This is a genomic window from Kitasatospora sp. NPDC001132 (genome assembly GCF_053598415.1).
Genome location: NZ_JBSFKF010000038.1, coordinates 32,127 through 47,300, shown reverse-complemented (window position 1 = coordinate 47,300; position 15,174 = coordinate 32,127). Strand labels below are relative to the sequence as shown.

The window sequence follows — 15,174 nt, the reverse complement described above, 5'->3', positions numbered from 1 at the left end:
GTGGCGGGGCCCGGCGCCGGGCGTCAGTCGATGTCTCGGCGCCGGAAACCGACCAGGGCCAGGGCGATCAGGGCGGCCGCGACCAGGGTGAGCACGGCGAGCGGCGTCCAGTCCATCGCGGTCGCCGGGAGCCGGGGCACCTGCCCGTACGGGGAGAGCCGTTCCAGGCCCTCGGGGAGGTCGAGCAGCGGGCCCAGGTAGCCGATCACGAACGCGTACGCGGGCACCAGCCAGGCCAGCGGCGCGGCCCGGGGCAGCCAGCCGTAGACCGCGGCGGCGAAACCCACCGTCACCCACTGGGCGGGCGCGAAGGCCAGTGCCGCGCCGGTCAGCCGCAGGAACGCGCCCCCGTCGCCGCTGGACAGCGCCCCGGCCAGGCCGAAGCCCACGCCCGCCGCGAGCAGCACGGCGGTGGAGCCCAGCAGGGCCGCCGCCAGGTGCCCGCCCAGCCAGGCCGACCGGGAGACGCCGGTGACCAGCACCGGCACCGCCCGTCCTGCGCTCTCCTCGGCGCGCGGGCGCAGCGTGGCCAGCACCGCGTGGACGCCCGCGACCACCGCGACGACCAGCATGGTCAGCGCGGCGTAGGAGTCGGCGAGGGTGTGCCCGCCGAGCCGGTCCAGCGCCTCCCGGATCCGGTCGACGCCCTTGAGCATCGAGTCGGCGTCGCCGAGCAGCGAGCCGTACATCGCGCCGACCAGCAGCAGGGCGGCCGCGAAGCCGCCGAGCAGGCCGCGGTGCAGGCGCAGCGCGAGGCCGAGCGGGGTGCCCAGGGCCGGGCTGCCGGTGGCCGGGCCGGGACGGGCGGCGCGCAGGCCGGCACCGTGGTCCCGCCGGCTGCTGAGCGCGAACCCGGCGGCGGTGGTCGCGGCGGTCAGGGCGAGTGCGGGCAGCAGCGGCCACCAGCGGTCGTCCACGAAGGGGTAGCTGCGCTGCAGCCAGCCGATCGGGGAGGCCCAGGAGAGCGCGCCCGAGCCGGCGTCCCCGGCGGCGCGCAGCGCGTAGGCGGCGCCGAGCACGGTGAGGGCCAGCCCGGAGGCGGTCCGGGCGTGCGCGCTGAGCTGGACGGTGACGGCGGCCACCGCGGCGAACAGCAGCCCGGCGAGGGCGGTCGCGGCGCCGTACAGCGCCGATCCGGCGGCGGTGAGGCCGGGGATGCCCAGCGCGGGCAGGCCGGCCGCGAGCAGCAGGCCGAGTGCGAGGTCGGCGACGGCGGCGGTGGCCAGGGCGGCGGCGAGCGGGGCGTGCCGGCCGACGGCGGCGGAGCGGAGCAGTTCGGCGCGGCCGCTCTCCTCCTCGGCGCGGCTGTGCCGGGTGACGGTCAGGACGCTCAGCAGGCCGGCCAGGACGGCCAGCAGGCCGAGCATCCGGTGGCCGAGCATGGCGCCCCAGGTGTAGTCGGCCAGGTAGCGAGCCGGGCCGCTCATGGCGAGCAGCGCCGGGTTGTCCGAGCCGTGCGCGATGGCGGCGCGGTCGGCGGCGGTCGGGTAGACGGAGCGGACGCTGTCGGCGGTGGCCAGGGTGACCAGCCAGAGGCCGAGGACCCAGGCTGACAGCCGGAACCGGTCGCGGCGCAGGGCGAAGCGGAGCAGCGTGGCGGTCCCGGCCAGGGTGGTGCCGGCCGGGTGGCGGGGTGCGGCGGTGCGGCCGGTGGCCGGTCCGGCGGTGGTGGCGGTCATCGCAGGGCCTCGGTGTGGTGCCCGTTGGCGGCCAGCTCGTCGCCGTAGTGGCGCAGCATCAACTCCTCCAGGGTGGGCGGGTGGCTGACCAGGCCGCGCAGCCCGGCCGCGCTCAGGAGCCTTACAGCGGTGTCGAGTTCGCTGCTGTCCACGGCGAACCGGACCAGGTCGCCCTCGGTGCGCAGGCCGTGCACGCCGGTCAGCGCGTCCAGTCCGGCGACCGGGCGCAGGGTGCGGGCTTCGACGGTGGTGCGGGTGAGATGGCGCAGTTCGTCGAGGGTGCCGCTCTGCACGACCCGGCCGTGCCGGATGATGCTGACCCGGTCGCCCAGCTTCTCCACCTCGTCCAGGATGTGGCTGGAGAGCAGGACGGTGCGGCCCTCGTGCTTGGCCTGGCGCACGACGTCCTGGAAGACCACCTCCATCAGCGGGTCCAGGCCGGAGGTCGGCTCGTCGAGCAGCAGCAGCTCGGCGTCGGAGGCGAGCGCGGCGACGATGGCGACCTTCTGCCGGTTGCCCTTGGAGTAGCTGCGGCCCTTCTTGGTCGGGTCGAGGTCGAAGCGCTCGACCAGCTCGTCGCGGCGGCGGCGGTCGAGCCGGCCGCGCAGCCGGGAGAGCAGGTCGATGGCTTCGCCGCCGGTGAGGTTGGGCCAGAGCTCGACGTCGCCGGGCACGTAGGCGAGGCGGCGGTGCAGTTCGACGGCGTCGTGCCACGGGTCCCTGCCGAGCATCCGGGCGCTGCCGCCGTCGGCGCGCAGCAGGCCGAGCAGGACGCGGATGGTCGTGGACTTCCCGGATCCGTTGGGGCCGAGGAAGCCGTGGACCTCGCCGGTCTCGACGGTCAGGTCGAGGCCGTCCAGCGCGGTGGTCCGGCCGAAGGTCTTGCGCAGGCCGGACAGGGTGATGGCCTTGGTCATACTTCTGAAGCTACCGTAGTTTCAGAAAAACGTGAATATTGGGAAGTCGTTAAAGTCGACATCGGGGACGAGTGATCACCGGAAAGGGGCGCAGGGGTGGTACAGGGAACCAAGGGGCCGGGGAAGCCGGAGGAGGAGCACGAGGACACGGCGGTGTCCGACTTCGTCGAGCGCTTCGCGGCGGAGCTGGTCGTCGCGGGCATGGGCCGGATGCCCTCCCGGGTCTTCTCCTGCCTGATGGCGGAGGAGAGCGGGGTGCTCACCTCCGCCGAGCTCTCCGAACGGCTGCGGATCAGCCCGGCCGCCGTCTCCGGCGCGATGCGCTACCTGACCCAGATCGGCCTGGTCGCCAAGGAGCGTGAGCCCGGCTCCCGGCGGGACCGCTACCGGGTGCTCGACGACGTCTGGTTCGAGTCGCTGACCCGGCGCGACGAGAACCTGCTGCGCTGGATCCGGGTGCTGCGCGACGGCGAGGCCACCGTCGGCGCCGACACCGCGGCGGGAGAGCGGCTGGCGGAGAGCGCCGCGTTCTTCGAGTTCATGATCGACGAGTTGCACGGGATGCTGGGCCGCTGGCGCGAGCACCGCGCGGCCCAGGGGCTGTGAGCGAGGGGGCGCGGGTTCCCCGGGAGGAACCCGCGCCCCCGCCCGGTCACTTCGTCGGGGCGGCCGACGGTGAGAAGGCGGCGCTGGGGGTGGTGCCGGGCGCCGCGCTCGGGGTGTCCGTCGCGGTGGGGGTGGGGGTGGGGCAGCCCGGCAGCGGCGTCGCCGTCGGGGTGCCGGTGGGCGTGGCGGTCGGGGACGGAGAGCCCGTCGGGGTGGGCGTGCCGCTGGGCGTGGCCGTCGGGTCCGGGCAGGCGGTGGGCGTGCCGGCCGGCGTGCCGGTCGGTGTGCCCGTCGGGGAGCTGCCGCCGCCCGGGGTGGTCGTCGGCGTCGCGGACGGCGAGGTCGACCCGCCGGGCGTGGGTGTGGTGGTGCCCGGGCCCGGCGTCGGCTGGGCGCTCGGCGACTGGTCCGGGGTGGGCGTGACCGGAGCGGGCGGCTGCGGATCCGTGGTGGGCGTGCCGCCGGCGCCCGGGCCCGAACCGTCGGCCGGGAGCGTCGGGAGGCCCGGCGCGGGCGGAGCGGTGGGCGGGACCAGCGGCCCCGGCCGGTTCGGGACGGTGGCCACCGTGCCGCTGCCGAAGTGCGCCATCCAGTTGCGGACCGTCCGCAGGTACTCGCCGGAGTTGTTGTAGCTGAGCACCGCCCGGTCGAGCTGCGCCGGGTCGGCGAGGTCGCGGCCACCGGCGCACAGGTAGCGGCCGGCGGTCTCGGTGGCGTCGAAGACGTTGTTCGGGTCGGCCTTGCCGTCACCGTTGGCGTCCACGCCCCAGGAGGCCCAGGTGGACGGGATGAACTGCATCGGCCCGACGGCGCGGTCCCAGCGGGCGTCGCCGTCGTAGCGGCCACCGTCGGTGTCGGCTATCGCGGCGAAGCCGTTGCCGTCCAGCGCCGGGCCGAGGATCGGCGTCAGGGTCGTGCCCGCGGCGTCCACCTGACCGCCGTTGGCCTGGCCGGACTCCACCTGGCCGATCGCGGCGAGCAGCTGCCAGGGCAGGTGGCAGCCCGGCGAGCGCTGCGCCAGCGAGGCCTCGGCCTGGCGGTAGGCGGCGAAGACGGTGGCGGGCAGGGACGCTCCGGTGGCCGCGAACGGGCCGGCCGAGGGAAGGCCTGGCAGCGCGCCGGGCGGCTGCGGGAGCTGGACGGTGCCGCCGCCGTCGGCCGGCGCGCCGGTGCCGAAGGTGCCGGGAGCGTCCGTCGAGGGGCCGCCGCCGGGCAGCAGGCGGCCGGCGCCCTGGCTCGCGGTGTCGTTCGCCGGGCCGGCGTCGGCGACCGCGACCGGGGCGAGCCCGATGCCCGTCACCTGAGAGCCGGTCAGCGCGGCCAGCGCGGCGAAGGCCGCAGCCGTCCCCGTGACCCGCTTGCCGATCCGCAGCTTGCGCCCGCCCGTGGCCTTGCCGATCCGCACCGTCATCCGCTGCCCCTCCCCGTCGCCGTCCGGACCTTCCCGGAACGGTTGAGCCGTCGTCATCGTGCCCGTCCAGTCGAGGACTGGATCCGCCGCCGGGACGATTAGTATCACGACGATCTGACAGGGACAGGGTGACCGGGAGACGGACAGGAGCCCTCCGAGGGGTTGACTCGGCACTTCAGTCGGGGTGCGGCCCGTTCCGGGAGGTCCGCGACCTGCCGCCTCGTCGGCGCCGCCCGGCGGCAACTCCCCCGACGAGGACGAAAGTTGACTGGCGGCCAACTGTGGTGGGACGGGCGCCAACCGGCGCCGGACCGGCGGTTCGGAGCACGGGGGTGGTGCGTGCGCGGTGTTTCGGGCTCCCCGGAGCCGCCGGTGGTCGCCCCCTGCTGACCTGCCGGAACGTCGGGGAGCGGGCTCGGCCCGCCTTACCAGGACGGGCGCCGGGACGCCAGGGAACGGCCCGGACTCGGCCCTGGACGGGTGACGTTCTGGTGAAAGTGGGCATGCCAGGAATCACCGCCCGGCATGCTGTGCCGCGTGATGATGCGGATGGAGGTCCAGACCGTGAGCGCGAACCTGCCGGAGACCCTCGCCGAGGGGGCGGTGGTCCTGCCGGCTCCCCCTCGGGTGGTCGACGACCTGGCCCGTGACCTGACCCAGGCCGCCGCGGCCGTCCGGGCGGTGTCGCGCACCGGCCGCTCCGGCGCGGACGTCGCGGTCGCCGCGTACACCGCCGTGGTGTGCACCGGGCGGTCGGCCGCCCGGGCCCTCGAAGAGGCCGCCGCTTGGTGCCGCCAGGCCCCCGAGGCCGAGGTGCACTCGATGGCGTGGGCCCGGGTACCGGGGCACCGGGAGGACGTCCACGAGTACCGCGTCACCATGGCCGTCAGCTTTCCCGACGGCGAGACCGGCGAGTACGTCGGCGACACCCATCACGCCTGCCGCTGACGCCGTATCATCACCTCCATGACCGAGGGGGCACGAACGACATGGTGAACGGACCGACCACCGGTCAGGACGGCGCGGTCGCGGGGGAACGGGCCGACGGCCCGCGGGAGTTGTCGCGGGCCGCCGCCGTCGCGGTCACGGTGCTCGCGGTGCTGTCCGGCGCCGCGGTGCTGCTGGCCGTCTTCCACTGGCTGGGGTGGACCGTCCCGTGGATCGGCTGGATCGTCGCCAAGGCCGGGATCAAGCTCGCCGTCGGAGGGTTCGCCGGGCTGGCCGTCGGCTTCGCCTGGCTCCGGGCCAGGCTGAGGGCCCGGCCCGAGAGCTGAGCGGCCCGTCAACCGGCCTGCGGGGACGGGCAGGTGAGGTCGCGCTCGGGTGCGGTGTCGTCCAGCAGGTAGCGCTCGACCACCCCGCTGACGCAGGCGTTGGACGTGGGGTACTGGCCGTGGTCGCCGTTCCCGGTGACGGTGACCAGCCTGGAGCCGCGCAGCGCGCGGTGGGCGCCGAGCGCCGCCTCGTAGTAGGTCGCCGGATCGTGCACCGAGTTGAGCATCAGCGTGGTCGGCAGATGGGCACCGGTCACCTTGACCTCGGGCGCGGGGGCGGCCGGCCAGGCGGCGCAGACCGCGCTGAAGGCGAGCGTCCGGGCGCCGGCCAGCGGCCAGCGGGCGGTGTTCTCCGCGCCGCGCCGGATCCAGGTGCCCAGGTCCCTGGTCCACGGGGTGTCGTTGCAGGTCACCGCGAAGTACTCGGCCGCGAACTCCGGGCTGAGGTAGCTGTTGTAGGCCTTCGCGGCGGCCGCCCGGGTGGCGGGGTCGGCGTCCTGCCAGGTGTCGAGGGTGGCCAGCAGCCGGGCCAGGGCGGGGAAGTCGGACGCCCGGTAGATCGCCGACATGGCGAGGCTGTCCAGCTGGTTCGGGCCGATCGTCAGCGCCCCCTCGACGATGGGGGAGTCGTGCAGCGCCGCGCGCCGCTGCTCCCAGTGCGCCCGCACCTGCTCCGGTGTGGAGCCCCAGTGGTAGGTGGCGTCCCGGGCCGCGAGCCAGGGCGTGAAGTCCTCGTCGAAGCGGCGCTGGAAGCTCATCGGCTGGCCCAGCTCGAACGTCTCCCAGGTGCCGTCGAAGCCGATGTTGCTGTCCAGCACCATCCGCTCGACCCGGTGCGGGAAGAGCGTCCCGTAGTAGGCGCCGATCATCGAGGCGTAGGACGGGCCGTAGTAGCTGAGCTTGCGCTCGCCGAGCAGGCCGCGGAACAGGTCGATGTCGTGGGCGGTCTGCTCGGTGGTCAGGTAGGGCAGGAGGTCTCCGCTGCGCTCCTGACAACTGGCCGCCAGATTCCTGGAGTTGGCGATGACCCGGTCGATCGCCGCGGGGGACTGGTCGCGGTAGTCGCCGGCCAGGAACTCCTGGAACTCCTCCTGGGTCTGGCAGACCGCCCTGGTGCTCTCGCCGACGCCGCGCTGGTCGAAGCCGACGATGTCGTACGCGGCGGCGACCGCCGGGGCGCCGGCGGCCAGGTGGGCCGGGCGCGCCAGGCCGGTGCCGCCGGGGCCGCCGGCCGCCATCAGCAGGGTGCCCTTGCGCTTGGCCGGGTCGGTGGCGCGGTGCCGCGAGACGGCGATGGTCAGGTCGGCCCCGGCGCCGGGGTGGTGCCAGTCGCGCGGGGCGGCCATGGTGGCGCAGTCCAGCGTGGGCTGCCCGGCGCAGGGCTTCCAGTCGAGGGTCTGGTGGGTGTAGCGGGTGGGTGCCCGGTCGGCGTCGCCCGGGTCGCGGCCGGTGGCCGCGCCCGCGGTGGCGGGTGAGGCCAGGCCGGCCAGGACGGCGGCGACGGTGAGGGCCAGGGTGGTGCGGCGGGCGCGCCGGGCGCGGGGTGCCGGTCTGCCGGTCTGCCGGGCTGGGGTCTGACGGGTTGCGGTCCGGCGCGTTGCGGTCTTGGTCACGGGAACGATCCTGTCCGGGCCCGGCCTGATGATCCATCACGCCCGCTGCCGTCTTCGGGGTGGTGCTGGGTACACCCCGCCGGGGCGGGGCGGGGTGCGGGTCGAGGGTGCTCAGTAGGCGGCGGTGAAGCGGGCGCGGCGGTGGGCGGGCCGCTCGGCCTCGTCGAGGAGCGCGACGGCGAGGTCCTCCATGGAGATCGCCGAGTCGCCCGCGGAGTCGACCAGCAGTTCGTCGCGGCCGATCCGGAACCGGCCGGTGCGCACACCGGGCTCGAGCACCGCGGCCGGGCTCAGGTACGTCCAGTCGACCTCCGGGTCGGCGGCGCGGTAGAGGTCGAGCTGCTCGCCGCAGGCCAGGGCGATCGGCCGGATCTCGTCGGGGCTGTCGACCAGGGCGGTCCCGCCGCCGCCCGGGACGAGCAGGCTGCCCGCGCCGCCGACGGCCAGCAGCCGCACGCCGGTGCCGGCGATCCCGGCCAGCAGGCCCCTGGTGGCGACGGCCAGTTCGTGCTCGCTGCCGGGCAGCGGACGGGTGGCGGTGATCACCACGTCCTGCCCGGCCGCGATCCGGGCGACGTCCTCGGGGGCGCGGGCGTCGCCGACGGCCAGGGCGGCGGCGGACGGCAGGTCGTGCGGCTTCGCCGGGTCCCGTACGACGGCGGTGACCCGGTGGCCGCGGGCCAGGGCCTCGGCCACGACCCGGCTGCCGACGTTGCCGGTGGCGCCGAACACGGTGATGCGCATGGGGAACTCCCTGGAGTGGTGGGGAACGGTGGTGGTGGGGCGGGGTCAGGCGTTCTCGCGGGCGGGCCGCGGGGCGGCCGCCGGCTCGGCGTCGACCGCCGTCTTGGCCGCGGTGCGCGGCCGTTGGGTCTGGGCGGCGACCAGCGCGCCGAGCACGACCAGCGCGCCGAGCGCCTGGAGCGGGCTGAGGTCCTGGCCGAGCGCCAGCCAGCCGAGCAGGGTGGCGACGACGGGGCTGAGCAGCGAGAGGAAGGAGACCGAGGTCGGCGGCAGCGCGCGGAGCCCCCGGAACCAGAGCGCGTAGGTGACGGCCGCGCCGATCAGGCACAGGTAGGTGTAGCCGAGCACGTTGGCGAGGCTGTAGTGGGACGGCGGCGCGCCCTCGGCGAGCAGCGTCACCGGCACCAGCAGCAGCCCGCCGGCGGTGAGCTGCCAGCCGGTGGTGGCGAGCATCGGCGCGGGGGAGACCCACCGCTTGGCGAGGACGATGCCGGCGGCCATCACCACGGCGCCGCCGAGCGCGGCGAGCACCCCGACCGCGTCCAGCGCGGCGTTGGCCCGCAGCACCAGCAGGCTGACGCCCGCGACGCCCGCGATGCCGGACAGCACGGTGCGCGGGGTGAGCCGGTCGCCGAGGAGCAGGGCCGAGAGCCCGGCGGTGACCAGCGGCTGGACGGCGCCGACGGTGGCCGCGATGCCGCCGGGCAGGCGGTAGGCGGCGATGAAGAGCAGCGCCTGGAACACCCCGATGTTCAGGGCGCCGAGGAGCAGTGAGCGCCACCACCAACTGCCCTGCGGCAGGCGGCGGGTGAGGGCTATCAGGAGGATCCCGGCGGGCAGGCAGCGGATGACGGCGGCGAGCAGCGGGCGGCCGGGCGGCAGGAGTTCGGTGGTGACCAGGTAGGTGGTGCCCCAGACCGCCGGGGCGAGGGCCGTCAGCAGGACGAGGGCGAGGCGATTTCTTAGCACTAAGGCAATGTATCTCAGCGCTAAGGCATCTCACCATGCCGGGAGAGTGATGTGGCTCACGGTTATCTCACCGCTAAGGAATTCTTTCGGGATCGCCTACCCTGAACCCGTGGCAGATCATGTGGACCGCGTCGTCGCGCAGTGGGGCGCCGAGCGCCCCGACCTGGACGTCTCCCCGATGGAGGTGTTCGGCCGACTCAAACGCCTCTACCGGCTGGTGGACGCGGCGCTCAACCGCACCTTCGCCGAGCACGGGCTGGACGCCGCGTCCTTCGACGTCCTCGCCACCCTCAAGCGCAGCGGACCGCCCTACCGCCTCACCCCCACCGGCCTGATGCAGTCCGCGATGGTCACCTCGGGCGCCATCACCCAGCGCCTGGACCGGCTGGAGGCCCGCGGTCTGGTCACCCGCACCCGCAGCGACCAGGACGGCCGCAGCCGCGAGGTGGCCCTCACCGCCGACGGCCACGCCCTGATCGACCGCGCGCTGCCCGACCACCTCGCCACCGAGTACCGCATGCTGGCGGGCCTCGACGAGGCGCAGCGGACGGCGCTCGTCGAGGCGATGCGCGCCCTGCTGGCGGACCTCGGGGACAGCCCGGAGTAGTAGCCCGCGCCCGGTGCCGGTGCCCGTGCCGGGCGGCTACGGCCTGACCGCCACCGCCTTGAAGAAGGCGTAGTGGAACGTCCCGCCCGGCTCGGCGGCGCGGCGCAGCTCCGTGACCCCCCGGTCGAAGTCCTCCGGGGTGGTCAGGCCGGCGGCCAGCGCCTCCGCCCGTACGGCCTCGACCATCGCGACGAAGGTCCGCCGGGTGAAGCCCTCCACCAGGGCCGGACGGGAGTCGTCGGCGTAGACCGTGCGCGGGCGGACCGACACCCGGGCGAAGCCGGCCGCCGTCAGCAGCGGATGGAGGCGGCGGCCCAGCAGGCCGTCGCCGCCAGCCCGGGCCTGCAACCGCACCAGGTGGTCGACGGTGCGGCGGGCCGCCGGGCTCTCCGGGTGGAACAGCGCCGAGCCGTGGTCGCCCTCGATCACCGTGATCGTCCCGCCCGGCCGCAGCACCCGGTGCAGCGCCGCCAGCCCGGCCGCCGGGTCGGGCAGGTGCTCCAGCACGAAGCACAGGAAGACGTGGTCGAAGGAGCCGTCCGGGAACGGCAGCCGGTGCAGGTCGCCGTGGTGCCAGACGACGTCCGCGGCGGGCGCCTGGGCGGCCACCCGGGCGCGGGCCAGGGCCAGGGAGTCCGCCGAGAGGTCCGCCGCCGTCAGCCGTACGCCCGGGCTGGCGGCCAGCAGGTGCACGGTCTGCGCGCCCACCCCGCAGCCCGCCTCCAGCACCCGGCTGCCCGCCGGGTAGGCCGTGCCCGCGTGCAGCAGTTCGGCGAGGGTGTCGGCCTGGTCGCCGAGGCGCCGCGCCTCGGTCCGCGAGTAGCCGTGGACGTAGTCACCTGGGTGCTCCGGCGCCGCGGCAGCCGCGGGTGTGGACGTTTCCGTGGTCATGGCCCCACCCTCGCCGCCACTATGGTCCGGTGAACAGGTCCAAAGCCGAGGCATCCGACCGGTCCAAAGAGGCCGGCGCCGACTTCCTCCAGCTCGACACCGCCGACGCCCCGCCCGGCGGCCTCACCGACTGGCTCGCCCGTCGGCTGCGCGAGGCCGTCGCCGACGGGCGGCTCCCGGCGGGCAGCCGGCTGCCCGCCAGCCGGGTGCTGGCGGCCGAACTCGGCGTCTCCCGCGGGGTGGTGACGGACGCCTACCAGCGCCTCGCCGAGGAGGGGCGGGTGGCCGGCCGCGGGCGCGGCGGCACGGTCGTGGTCGCGGCCGTCGCCGCCACCTCCTCCGTCGTACGGGGGGAGGAACCCGGGGCGGACCGGCCCCGTCCGGCGCCCGCGCTGTTCCCGGACGACCCCGCCCCCGAGGTCTTCGACCGACTGCGCGCCGCGCCCGCCCGGATCGATCTCACCCCCGGCGTGCCCGACCTCGCGGCCTTCCCCCGCACCGCCTGGATGCGCGCCGAACGCGCCGTCCTCGACGGCCTCGCTGCGGCCGACCTCGGCTACGGCGACGTCCGCGGCACCCCCGCCCTGCGCCGGGCCGTCGCCCACTGGCTGGCCCGCAACCGCGGCATCCGCGCCGACCCGGACGAGGTGCTGATCGTCGCCGGCACGGCCCAGGCCCTCGCCCTGCTCGGCCGCGCCCTCGGCCGCGTGGGCATCGGCGAGGTCGCGGTCGAGGACCCGGGCTCGCTCGGCGCCCGGCAGCACCTCGCCCACTGGCTCGCCGCCACCCCGCCCGTCCCGGTCGACGCCGAGGGCATCCGGGTCGACGCGCTGCGCGCCACCGGCGCCCCGGCCGTCCTGCTCACCCCCGCGCACCAGTACCCGACCGGCGTCGTCCTCGGCGGTGACCGGCGGCGCGCACTGCTGCGCTGGGCCGCCGAGGGCGGCCTGGTCATCGAGGACGACTACGACGCCGAGCACCGCTACGACCGTCCGCCCGTCCCGGCGCTGCGGGCCGCGCTGCCGGAGCAGGTCTGCTACGCGGGCAGCGTCTCCAAGCTGCTCGCCCCCGCGCTGCGCACCGGCTGGCTGCTGGTCCCGGCCCGGCTGCGGGACGCCGTCCTGGACGCCAAGCGCTTCGCCGACCTCGGCAACCCGGTGCTGCCCCAGCTGGTGCTCGCCCGGCTGATGGAGTCCGGTGAGCTCGACCGCCACCTGCGGCTGCTGCGCCGCCGTCACCGGCGACTCCGGGACGCCATGATCGCCGCCATCCGCACCCACCTGCCGGGAGCGACCGTGCACGGCGCGGCGGCGGGCCTCCACCTGATGCTGACGCTCCCGGAGGAGCCCGGTCGCACCGACACCGAGTGGGCCGCCGCCGCGCTGGCCGAGGGGGTCAAGGTGCAGCCGCTGTCCTGGCACGCCCGGCTCCCGTACCCGCCCGGCCTGGTCCTCGGCTACGCGGCGGGCTCGACGGCGGAGATCACCGAGGGCGTGGCCGTCCTGGGGCGGCTGGTCCGGCGGTCGTCCTGACCTCGGCGTCGGCTCCGGCGCGGTGGGGACGCCGCGGCGGGCCCGGTGGGGGGCTCGGTTCACGGCCTCCGGAGGCTCTTGGGCCCCCGTTCGGCGTAGGGCGCGGCGTTGGTGGCTTATAAGTCGGAATATCGGATACAGCTGCGCAGAGGGAATGCCGGGCCGTGCCCCGGGGTAAGTTGACATGCTGTAGTCAAATACTGGCCCGGGAGGCGTGATGGTCCCGTTCCGAAGTGTTGCCCAGTTCGGCGTCGTGCTGGCGGTGCTGGGAGCCGCGCTCGGGCCGGTGCCGCTCGGATCGTCCGCCCGGCCGGGCGGCCCGGAGCGCCCGGGCGCTTCGACCGTATCGACTGCTTCGAGCGCTTCGAACGAGAGGGGCGCGGCGATGGCCGGCCACGGGCAGGAGGACTCCCGGGTGCTCGCCGGGCGGCGGATCGTGCTGTCGTACCCCGGCCCGACGCCGCCGCCCGGGGTGCTCCAGGTGATCCGGGAGGGCCGGGCCGCCGGGGTGATCCTGTTCGGCGAGAACGTCACCAGTCCCGAGCAACTCACCGAGGCCGTCGCCGAGTTGAAGCAGGCCGCGGCCGAGGCGCCGCATCCGCGCACCCTGCTGCTGATGACCGACCAGGAGGGCGGCAAGGTCCGCCGGCTGCCCGGCGAGCCCGAACTCTCGGCCCGGCGTGTCGGGTCGGCGGCGAACCCGCTCGCCGCGGCGGCGGAGACCGGGGCCGGTGCCGCCCGGACCCTCGCCGACGCCGGGCTGAACCTCAACCTCGCCCCGGTGCTCGACGCCTACGACACGCCGGACAACTTCATCGACCACTTCGAGCGCTCCTACGGCCAGGACCCCGCCAAGGTGGCGGAACTGGGCAGCGCCTTCCTCGCCGCCCAGCAGGGCCTCGGCGTGGCCGCGACCGCCAAGCACTTCCCCGGCCTCGGTGCGGCGCCCCGGGGCGAGAACACCGACGAGCGCCCGGTCACCCTGAACGTGCCGCTGTCCCAGCTCCGCTCCCGCGGCGAGGCCCCGTACCGGGCGGCCATCGCGGCGGGCGTGCGGCTGGTGATGGCCTCCTGGGCGGTCTACCCGGCGCTGGACCCGGACCACCCGGCCGGGTTCTCGCCAAGGATCATCCAGGGCGAGCTGCGCGGCCGGCTGGGCTTCGGCGGCGTGACCGTCACCGACGCGATGGAGGCCCAGGCGCTCGCCCCGTACGGCGGCACCGGCGACCGCGCGCTGGCCGCCGCCGAGGCCGGGATGGACCTGCTGCTCTGCTCCGCCCGCGACCCCCGGCAGGCCGAGGACGCCGCCGAGGCGCTGGCCGCCGCCCTGGACGACGGCCGCCTCGACCGGCACGCCTTCACCGACGCCGTGTCCCGCGTCGACGCCCTGCGCGCCTCCCTGGGCTGAGCGCGCGGGCGCCGGCAAGCGGGGCGAGGGCGGTCGCGCGGCGGCGGTTCGCATGCGGTTCACCTGGGCTCAAGGCGGGCGTCGCCCAGGCGTGTGCGGAAGTTCTACCGCTCAAGGGCGTTTGAGCCATCGAAGGTCTGATTTTGGCCGAGCATTCGGTTCAAAGGGTAAATCGAGCTCTGGGCTTATGAATCACATGGCAAAGTTCCTGTCGTGGACCTATGAAATGTCATATGTACCACGTCACCTGTCCCAGTCCGCCCTCGTTCCCCTCAAGGAGGAACCCATGAACCGGATCGCCCGGATCGCCGCCGGTGCCGCCGGCGCCGTCGCCCTGCTCTCGGCCCCCGTCCCCGCCTTCGCCGCGGCTCCGACCCCGGCCACCACCACCGTCACCACCTGCGGGAACTACAGCCTCCAGGCCGGTCTGGCCACCTACGCCTGCGCCGACGTGACCGGTGACAGCGTCGCGATCTACGGCAAGATCGGCCTGGCCGGCCCGCCGTCCCCGGGCACCCCGTGGCCGCCGGCGCCGAAGGAGCTGGTGACCCACCTGTCGGCCGACGTGGTCGGCGGCACCTCGCTCGGCGCGGTGAGCGGCCGCACCGTCTTCCAGGTGAGCACCGTGCGGGTGGACGGCATCGCGGCCACCGTGGCGTGTGGGTCCACCGTGCACGTGTCCTTCGACGTCGAGGGGTTCTGGAGCGGTCAGGTGCCGGCCACCGCCGATGTGCCCGTGGTCTGCTGACGATTCGTCATCGTGACTGCCGAGCCCGGGAGTTGGCAGCATCCCGGGCTCGGCTTTCGGCTTCCCTGACCCGGTCGGGGCCCGGTGGTCGATCCCGCGGCCCGGGCCCGTCGGGCGGTCGACGCACTGTGACGACTTGAAGAAATCTTCATCTGTCGCGATGATGCCTACCGGCCGCGGCTCCGATCCCGCCCGGCCGGACGACCACCGAGCCGGACCAGAGGGAGTGCGCGGACGATGCCGGTACCGCTGTACCAGGCCAAGGCGGAGTTCTTCCGCACCCTCGGCCACCCCGTGCGGATCCGGGTCCTGGAGCTGCTCCAGGACGGCCCCAGGCCGGTGCGCGAGCTGCTGGCGGAGATCGAGGTCGAGCCCTCCAACCTCTCCCAGCAGCTCGCGGTCCTGCGCCGCACCCAGCTGGTCACGGCGACCCGCGAGGGCAACACCGTGGTCTACGCGCTCAGCACCCCGGACGTCGCCGAGCTGCTGCGCGCGGCCCGGCGGATCCTGACCGAGCTGATCACCGACCAGGGCGCGCTGCTCACCGAGCTGCGCGCCCCCGGCGGTCGGCCCCGCTGAGCCGAGCCCGGTCCGTCCGCCCGATCCGAGGAGAAGCACCACCATGAGCGACAGCACGAGCGACGAGGGTACGAGCGAGGAGAAGCGGCGCCGCAAGGCGATGCTGATCCGCGCGGGCATCTACATCTTCGCCACGCACCTGTTCGCCGGTTTCGTGCTGCTGCTGTTCGCGCTCGGCGGCCGGAAGTAGCGCGCC

Annotated in this window: 16 protein-coding genes; 9 read left to right on the top strand and 7 right to left on the bottom strand. The window is 75.3% G+C overall.

Annotation, left to right across the window (positions count from 1 at the left end):
* Positions 1 to 23: 23 nt before the first annotated feature.
* Both ACWDBE_RS33795 and ACWDBE_RS33790 read right to left on the bottom strand, forming a co-directional pair.
* Complete coding sequence (locus tag ACWDBE_RS33795) at positions 24 to 1,679, bottom strand: ABC transporter permease (RefSeq protein ID WP_449793310.1); 1,656 nt, start codon at positions 1,677 to 1,679, stop codon at positions 24 to 26.
* Positions 1,676 to 2,596, bottom strand: a complete 921-nt coding sequence (locus tag ACWDBE_RS33790; RefSeq protein WP_449809807.1) for an ABC transporter ATP-binding protein — start codon at positions 2,594 to 2,596, stop codon at positions 1,676 to 1,678. The genes ACWDBE_RS33795 and ACWDBE_RS33790 overlap by 4 nt, the downstream gene beginning before the upstream one ends.
* A 96-nt stretch (positions 2,597 to 2,692) precedes the next feature.
* Between ACWDBE_RS33790 and ACWDBE_RS33785 the strand changes: the two genes are divergently transcribed.
* Complete coding sequence (locus ACWDBE_RS33785; RefSeq protein ID WP_449793308.1) at positions 2,693 to 3,202, top strand: GbsR/MarR family transcriptional regulator; 510 nt, start codon at positions 2,693 to 2,695, stop codon at positions 3,200 to 3,202.
* Between the two features lie 46 nt (positions 3,203 to 3,248).
* Here ACWDBE_RS33785 and ACWDBE_RS33780 read toward each other — a convergent pair whose 3' ends face one another.
* A complete protein-coding gene (locus tag ACWDBE_RS33780) occupies positions 3,249 to 4,613 on the bottom strand; it encodes a lytic murein transglycosylase (RefSeq protein WP_449809806.1) in 1,365 nt (454 codons plus the stop codon).
* A 564-nt stretch (positions 4,614 to 5,177) separates the two neighbouring features.
* Here ACWDBE_RS33780 and ACWDBE_RS33775 point away from each other — a divergent pair.
* Entirely contained in the window at positions 5,178 to 5,561 is a 384-nt protein-coding gene (locus ACWDBE_RS33775; protein WP_392877886.1) for a hypothetical protein, read from the top strand.
* 41 nt (positions 5,562 to 5,602) lie between these two features.
* On the top strand, positions 5,603 to 5,887 hold the full coding sequence (locus tag ACWDBE_RS33770) for a hypothetical protein (RefSeq protein ID WP_449809805.1): 285 nt from the start codon (positions 5,603 to 5,605) through the stop codon (positions 5,885 to 5,887).
* Between the two features lie 8 nt (positions 5,888 to 5,895).
* On the opposite strand, the gene ACWDBE_RS33765 is transcribed toward ACWDBE_RS33770, so the two are convergent.
* From ACWDBE_RS33765 to ACWDBE_RS33755, 3 genes are all read right to left on the bottom strand, one after another.
* Positions 5,896 to 7,500, bottom strand: coding sequence for an alpha/beta hydrolase (locus ACWDBE_RS33765; protein WP_449809804.1), 1,605 nt, complete (start codon positions 7,498 to 7,500; stop codon positions 5,896 to 5,898).
* Positions 7,501 to 7,611: 111 nt separating this feature from the next.
* Complete coding sequence (locus ACWDBE_RS33760; RefSeq protein WP_449809803.1) at positions 7,612 to 8,244, bottom strand: NAD(P)-dependent oxidoreductase; 633 nt, start codon at positions 8,242 to 8,244, stop codon at positions 7,612 to 7,614.
* 45 nt (positions 8,245 to 8,289) lie between these two features.
* Positions 8,290 to 9,213: an EamA family transporter gene (locus ACWDBE_RS33755; RefSeq protein ID WP_449792771.1), complete on the bottom strand. Its 924-nt coding sequence runs from the start codon at positions 9,211 to 9,213 to the stop codon at positions 8,290 to 8,292.
* 109 nt (positions 9,214 to 9,322) lie between these two features.
* Between ACWDBE_RS33755 and ACWDBE_RS33750 the strand changes: the two genes are divergently transcribed.
* The gene (locus tag ACWDBE_RS33750; RefSeq protein WP_449792770.1) at positions 9,323 to 9,820 is read left to right on the top strand and encodes a MarR family winged helix-turn-helix transcriptional regulator; all 498 of its coding nucleotides are present in this window, start codon (positions 9,323 to 9,325) and stop codon (positions 9,818 to 9,820) included.
* A gap of 36 nt (positions 9,821 to 9,856) precedes the next feature.
* On the opposite strand, the gene ACWDBE_RS33745 is transcribed toward ACWDBE_RS33750, so the two are convergent.
* Complete coding sequence (locus ACWDBE_RS33745; RefSeq protein ID WP_449809802.1) at positions 9,857 to 10,711, bottom strand: methyltransferase domain-containing protein; 855 nt, start codon at positions 10,709 to 10,711, stop codon at positions 9,857 to 9,859.
* A 29-nt stretch (positions 10,712 to 10,740) separates the two neighbouring features.
* On the opposite strand from ACWDBE_RS33745, the gene pdxR reads away from it, so the two are divergent.
* The 5 genes from pdxR (at position 10,741) to ACWDBE_RS33720 (ending at position 15,168) form a co-directional block, all read left to right on the top strand.
* On the top strand, positions 10,741 to 12,243 hold the full coding sequence (gene pdxR, locus ACWDBE_RS33740) for a MocR-like pyridoxine biosynthesis transcription factor PdxR (protein WP_449792768.1): 1,503 nt from the start codon (positions 10,741 to 10,743) through the stop codon (positions 12,241 to 12,243).
* Positions 12,244 to 12,628: 385 nt separating this feature from the next.
* A complete protein-coding gene (locus ACWDBE_RS33735; RefSeq protein WP_449809801.1) occupies positions 12,629 to 13,651 on the top strand; it encodes a glycoside hydrolase family 3 N-terminal domain-containing protein in 1,023 nt (340 codons plus the stop codon).
* 286 nt (positions 13,652 to 13,937) lie between these two features.
* On the top strand, positions 13,938 to 14,399 hold the full coding sequence (locus ACWDBE_RS33730; protein ID WP_449809800.1) for a hypothetical protein: 462 nt from the start codon (positions 13,938 to 13,940) through the stop codon (positions 14,397 to 14,399).
* Between the two features lie 237 nt (positions 14,400 to 14,636).
* Positions 14,637 to 14,978 carry an ArsR/SmtB family transcription factor gene (locus ACWDBE_RS33725; protein ID WP_049656769.1) on the top strand — a complete coding sequence of 114 codons (342 nt, stop codon included), beginning with the start codon at positions 14,637 to 14,639 and terminating at the stop codon, positions 14,976 to 14,978.
* Between the two features lie 43 nt (positions 14,979 to 15,021).
* Complete coding sequence (locus tag ACWDBE_RS33720) at positions 15,022 to 15,168, top strand: DUF6126 family protein (RefSeq protein WP_392877867.1); 147 nt, start codon at positions 15,022 to 15,024, stop codon at positions 15,166 to 15,168.
* The last annotated feature ends 6 nt before the right edge of the window (positions 15,169 to 15,174 follow it).

Bases quoted from the DNA above. Each gene is read 5' to 3' on its own strand.
- ACWDBE_RS33770 (WP_449809805.1), top strand. From the start codon at position 5,603: ATGGTGAACGGACCGACCACCGGTCAGGACGGCGCGGTCGCGGGGGAA.
- ACWDBE_RS33745 (WP_449809802.1), bottom strand. From the start codon at position 10,711: ATGACCACGGAAACGTCCACACCCGCGGCTGCCGCGGCGCCGGAGCAC.
- ACWDBE_RS33790 (WP_449809807.1), bottom strand. From the start codon at position 2,596: ATGACCAAGGCCATCACCCTGTCCGGCCTGCGCAAGACCTTCGGCCGG.
- ACWDBE_RS33795 (WP_449793310.1), bottom strand. From the start codon at position 1,679: ATGACCGCCACCACCGCCGGACCGGCCACCGGCCGCACCGCCGCACCC.
- ACWDBE_RS33720 (WP_392877867.1), top strand. From the start codon at position 15,022: ATGAGCGACAGCACGAGCGACGAGGGTACGAGCGAGGAGAAGCGGCGC.
- ACWDBE_RS33760 (WP_449809803.1), bottom strand. From the start codon at position 8,244: ATGCGCATCACCGTGTTCGGCGCCACCGGCAACGTCGGCAGCCGGGTC.
- ACWDBE_RS33730 (WP_449809800.1), top strand. From the start codon at position 13,938: ATGAACCGGATCGCCCGGATCGCCGCCGGTGCCGCCGGCGCCGTCGCC.
- ACWDBE_RS33725 (WP_049656769.1), top strand. From the start codon at position 14,637: ATGCCGGTACCGCTGTACCAGGCCAAGGCGGAGTTCTTCCGCACCCTC.
- ACWDBE_RS33780 (WP_449809806.1), bottom strand. From the start codon at position 4,613: ATGACGGTGCGGATCGGCAAGGCCACGGGCGGGCGCAAGCTGCGGATC.
- ACWDBE_RS33735 (WP_449809801.1), top strand. From the start codon at position 12,629: ATGGCCGGCCACGGGCAGGAGGACTCCCGGGTGCTCGCCGGGCGGCGG.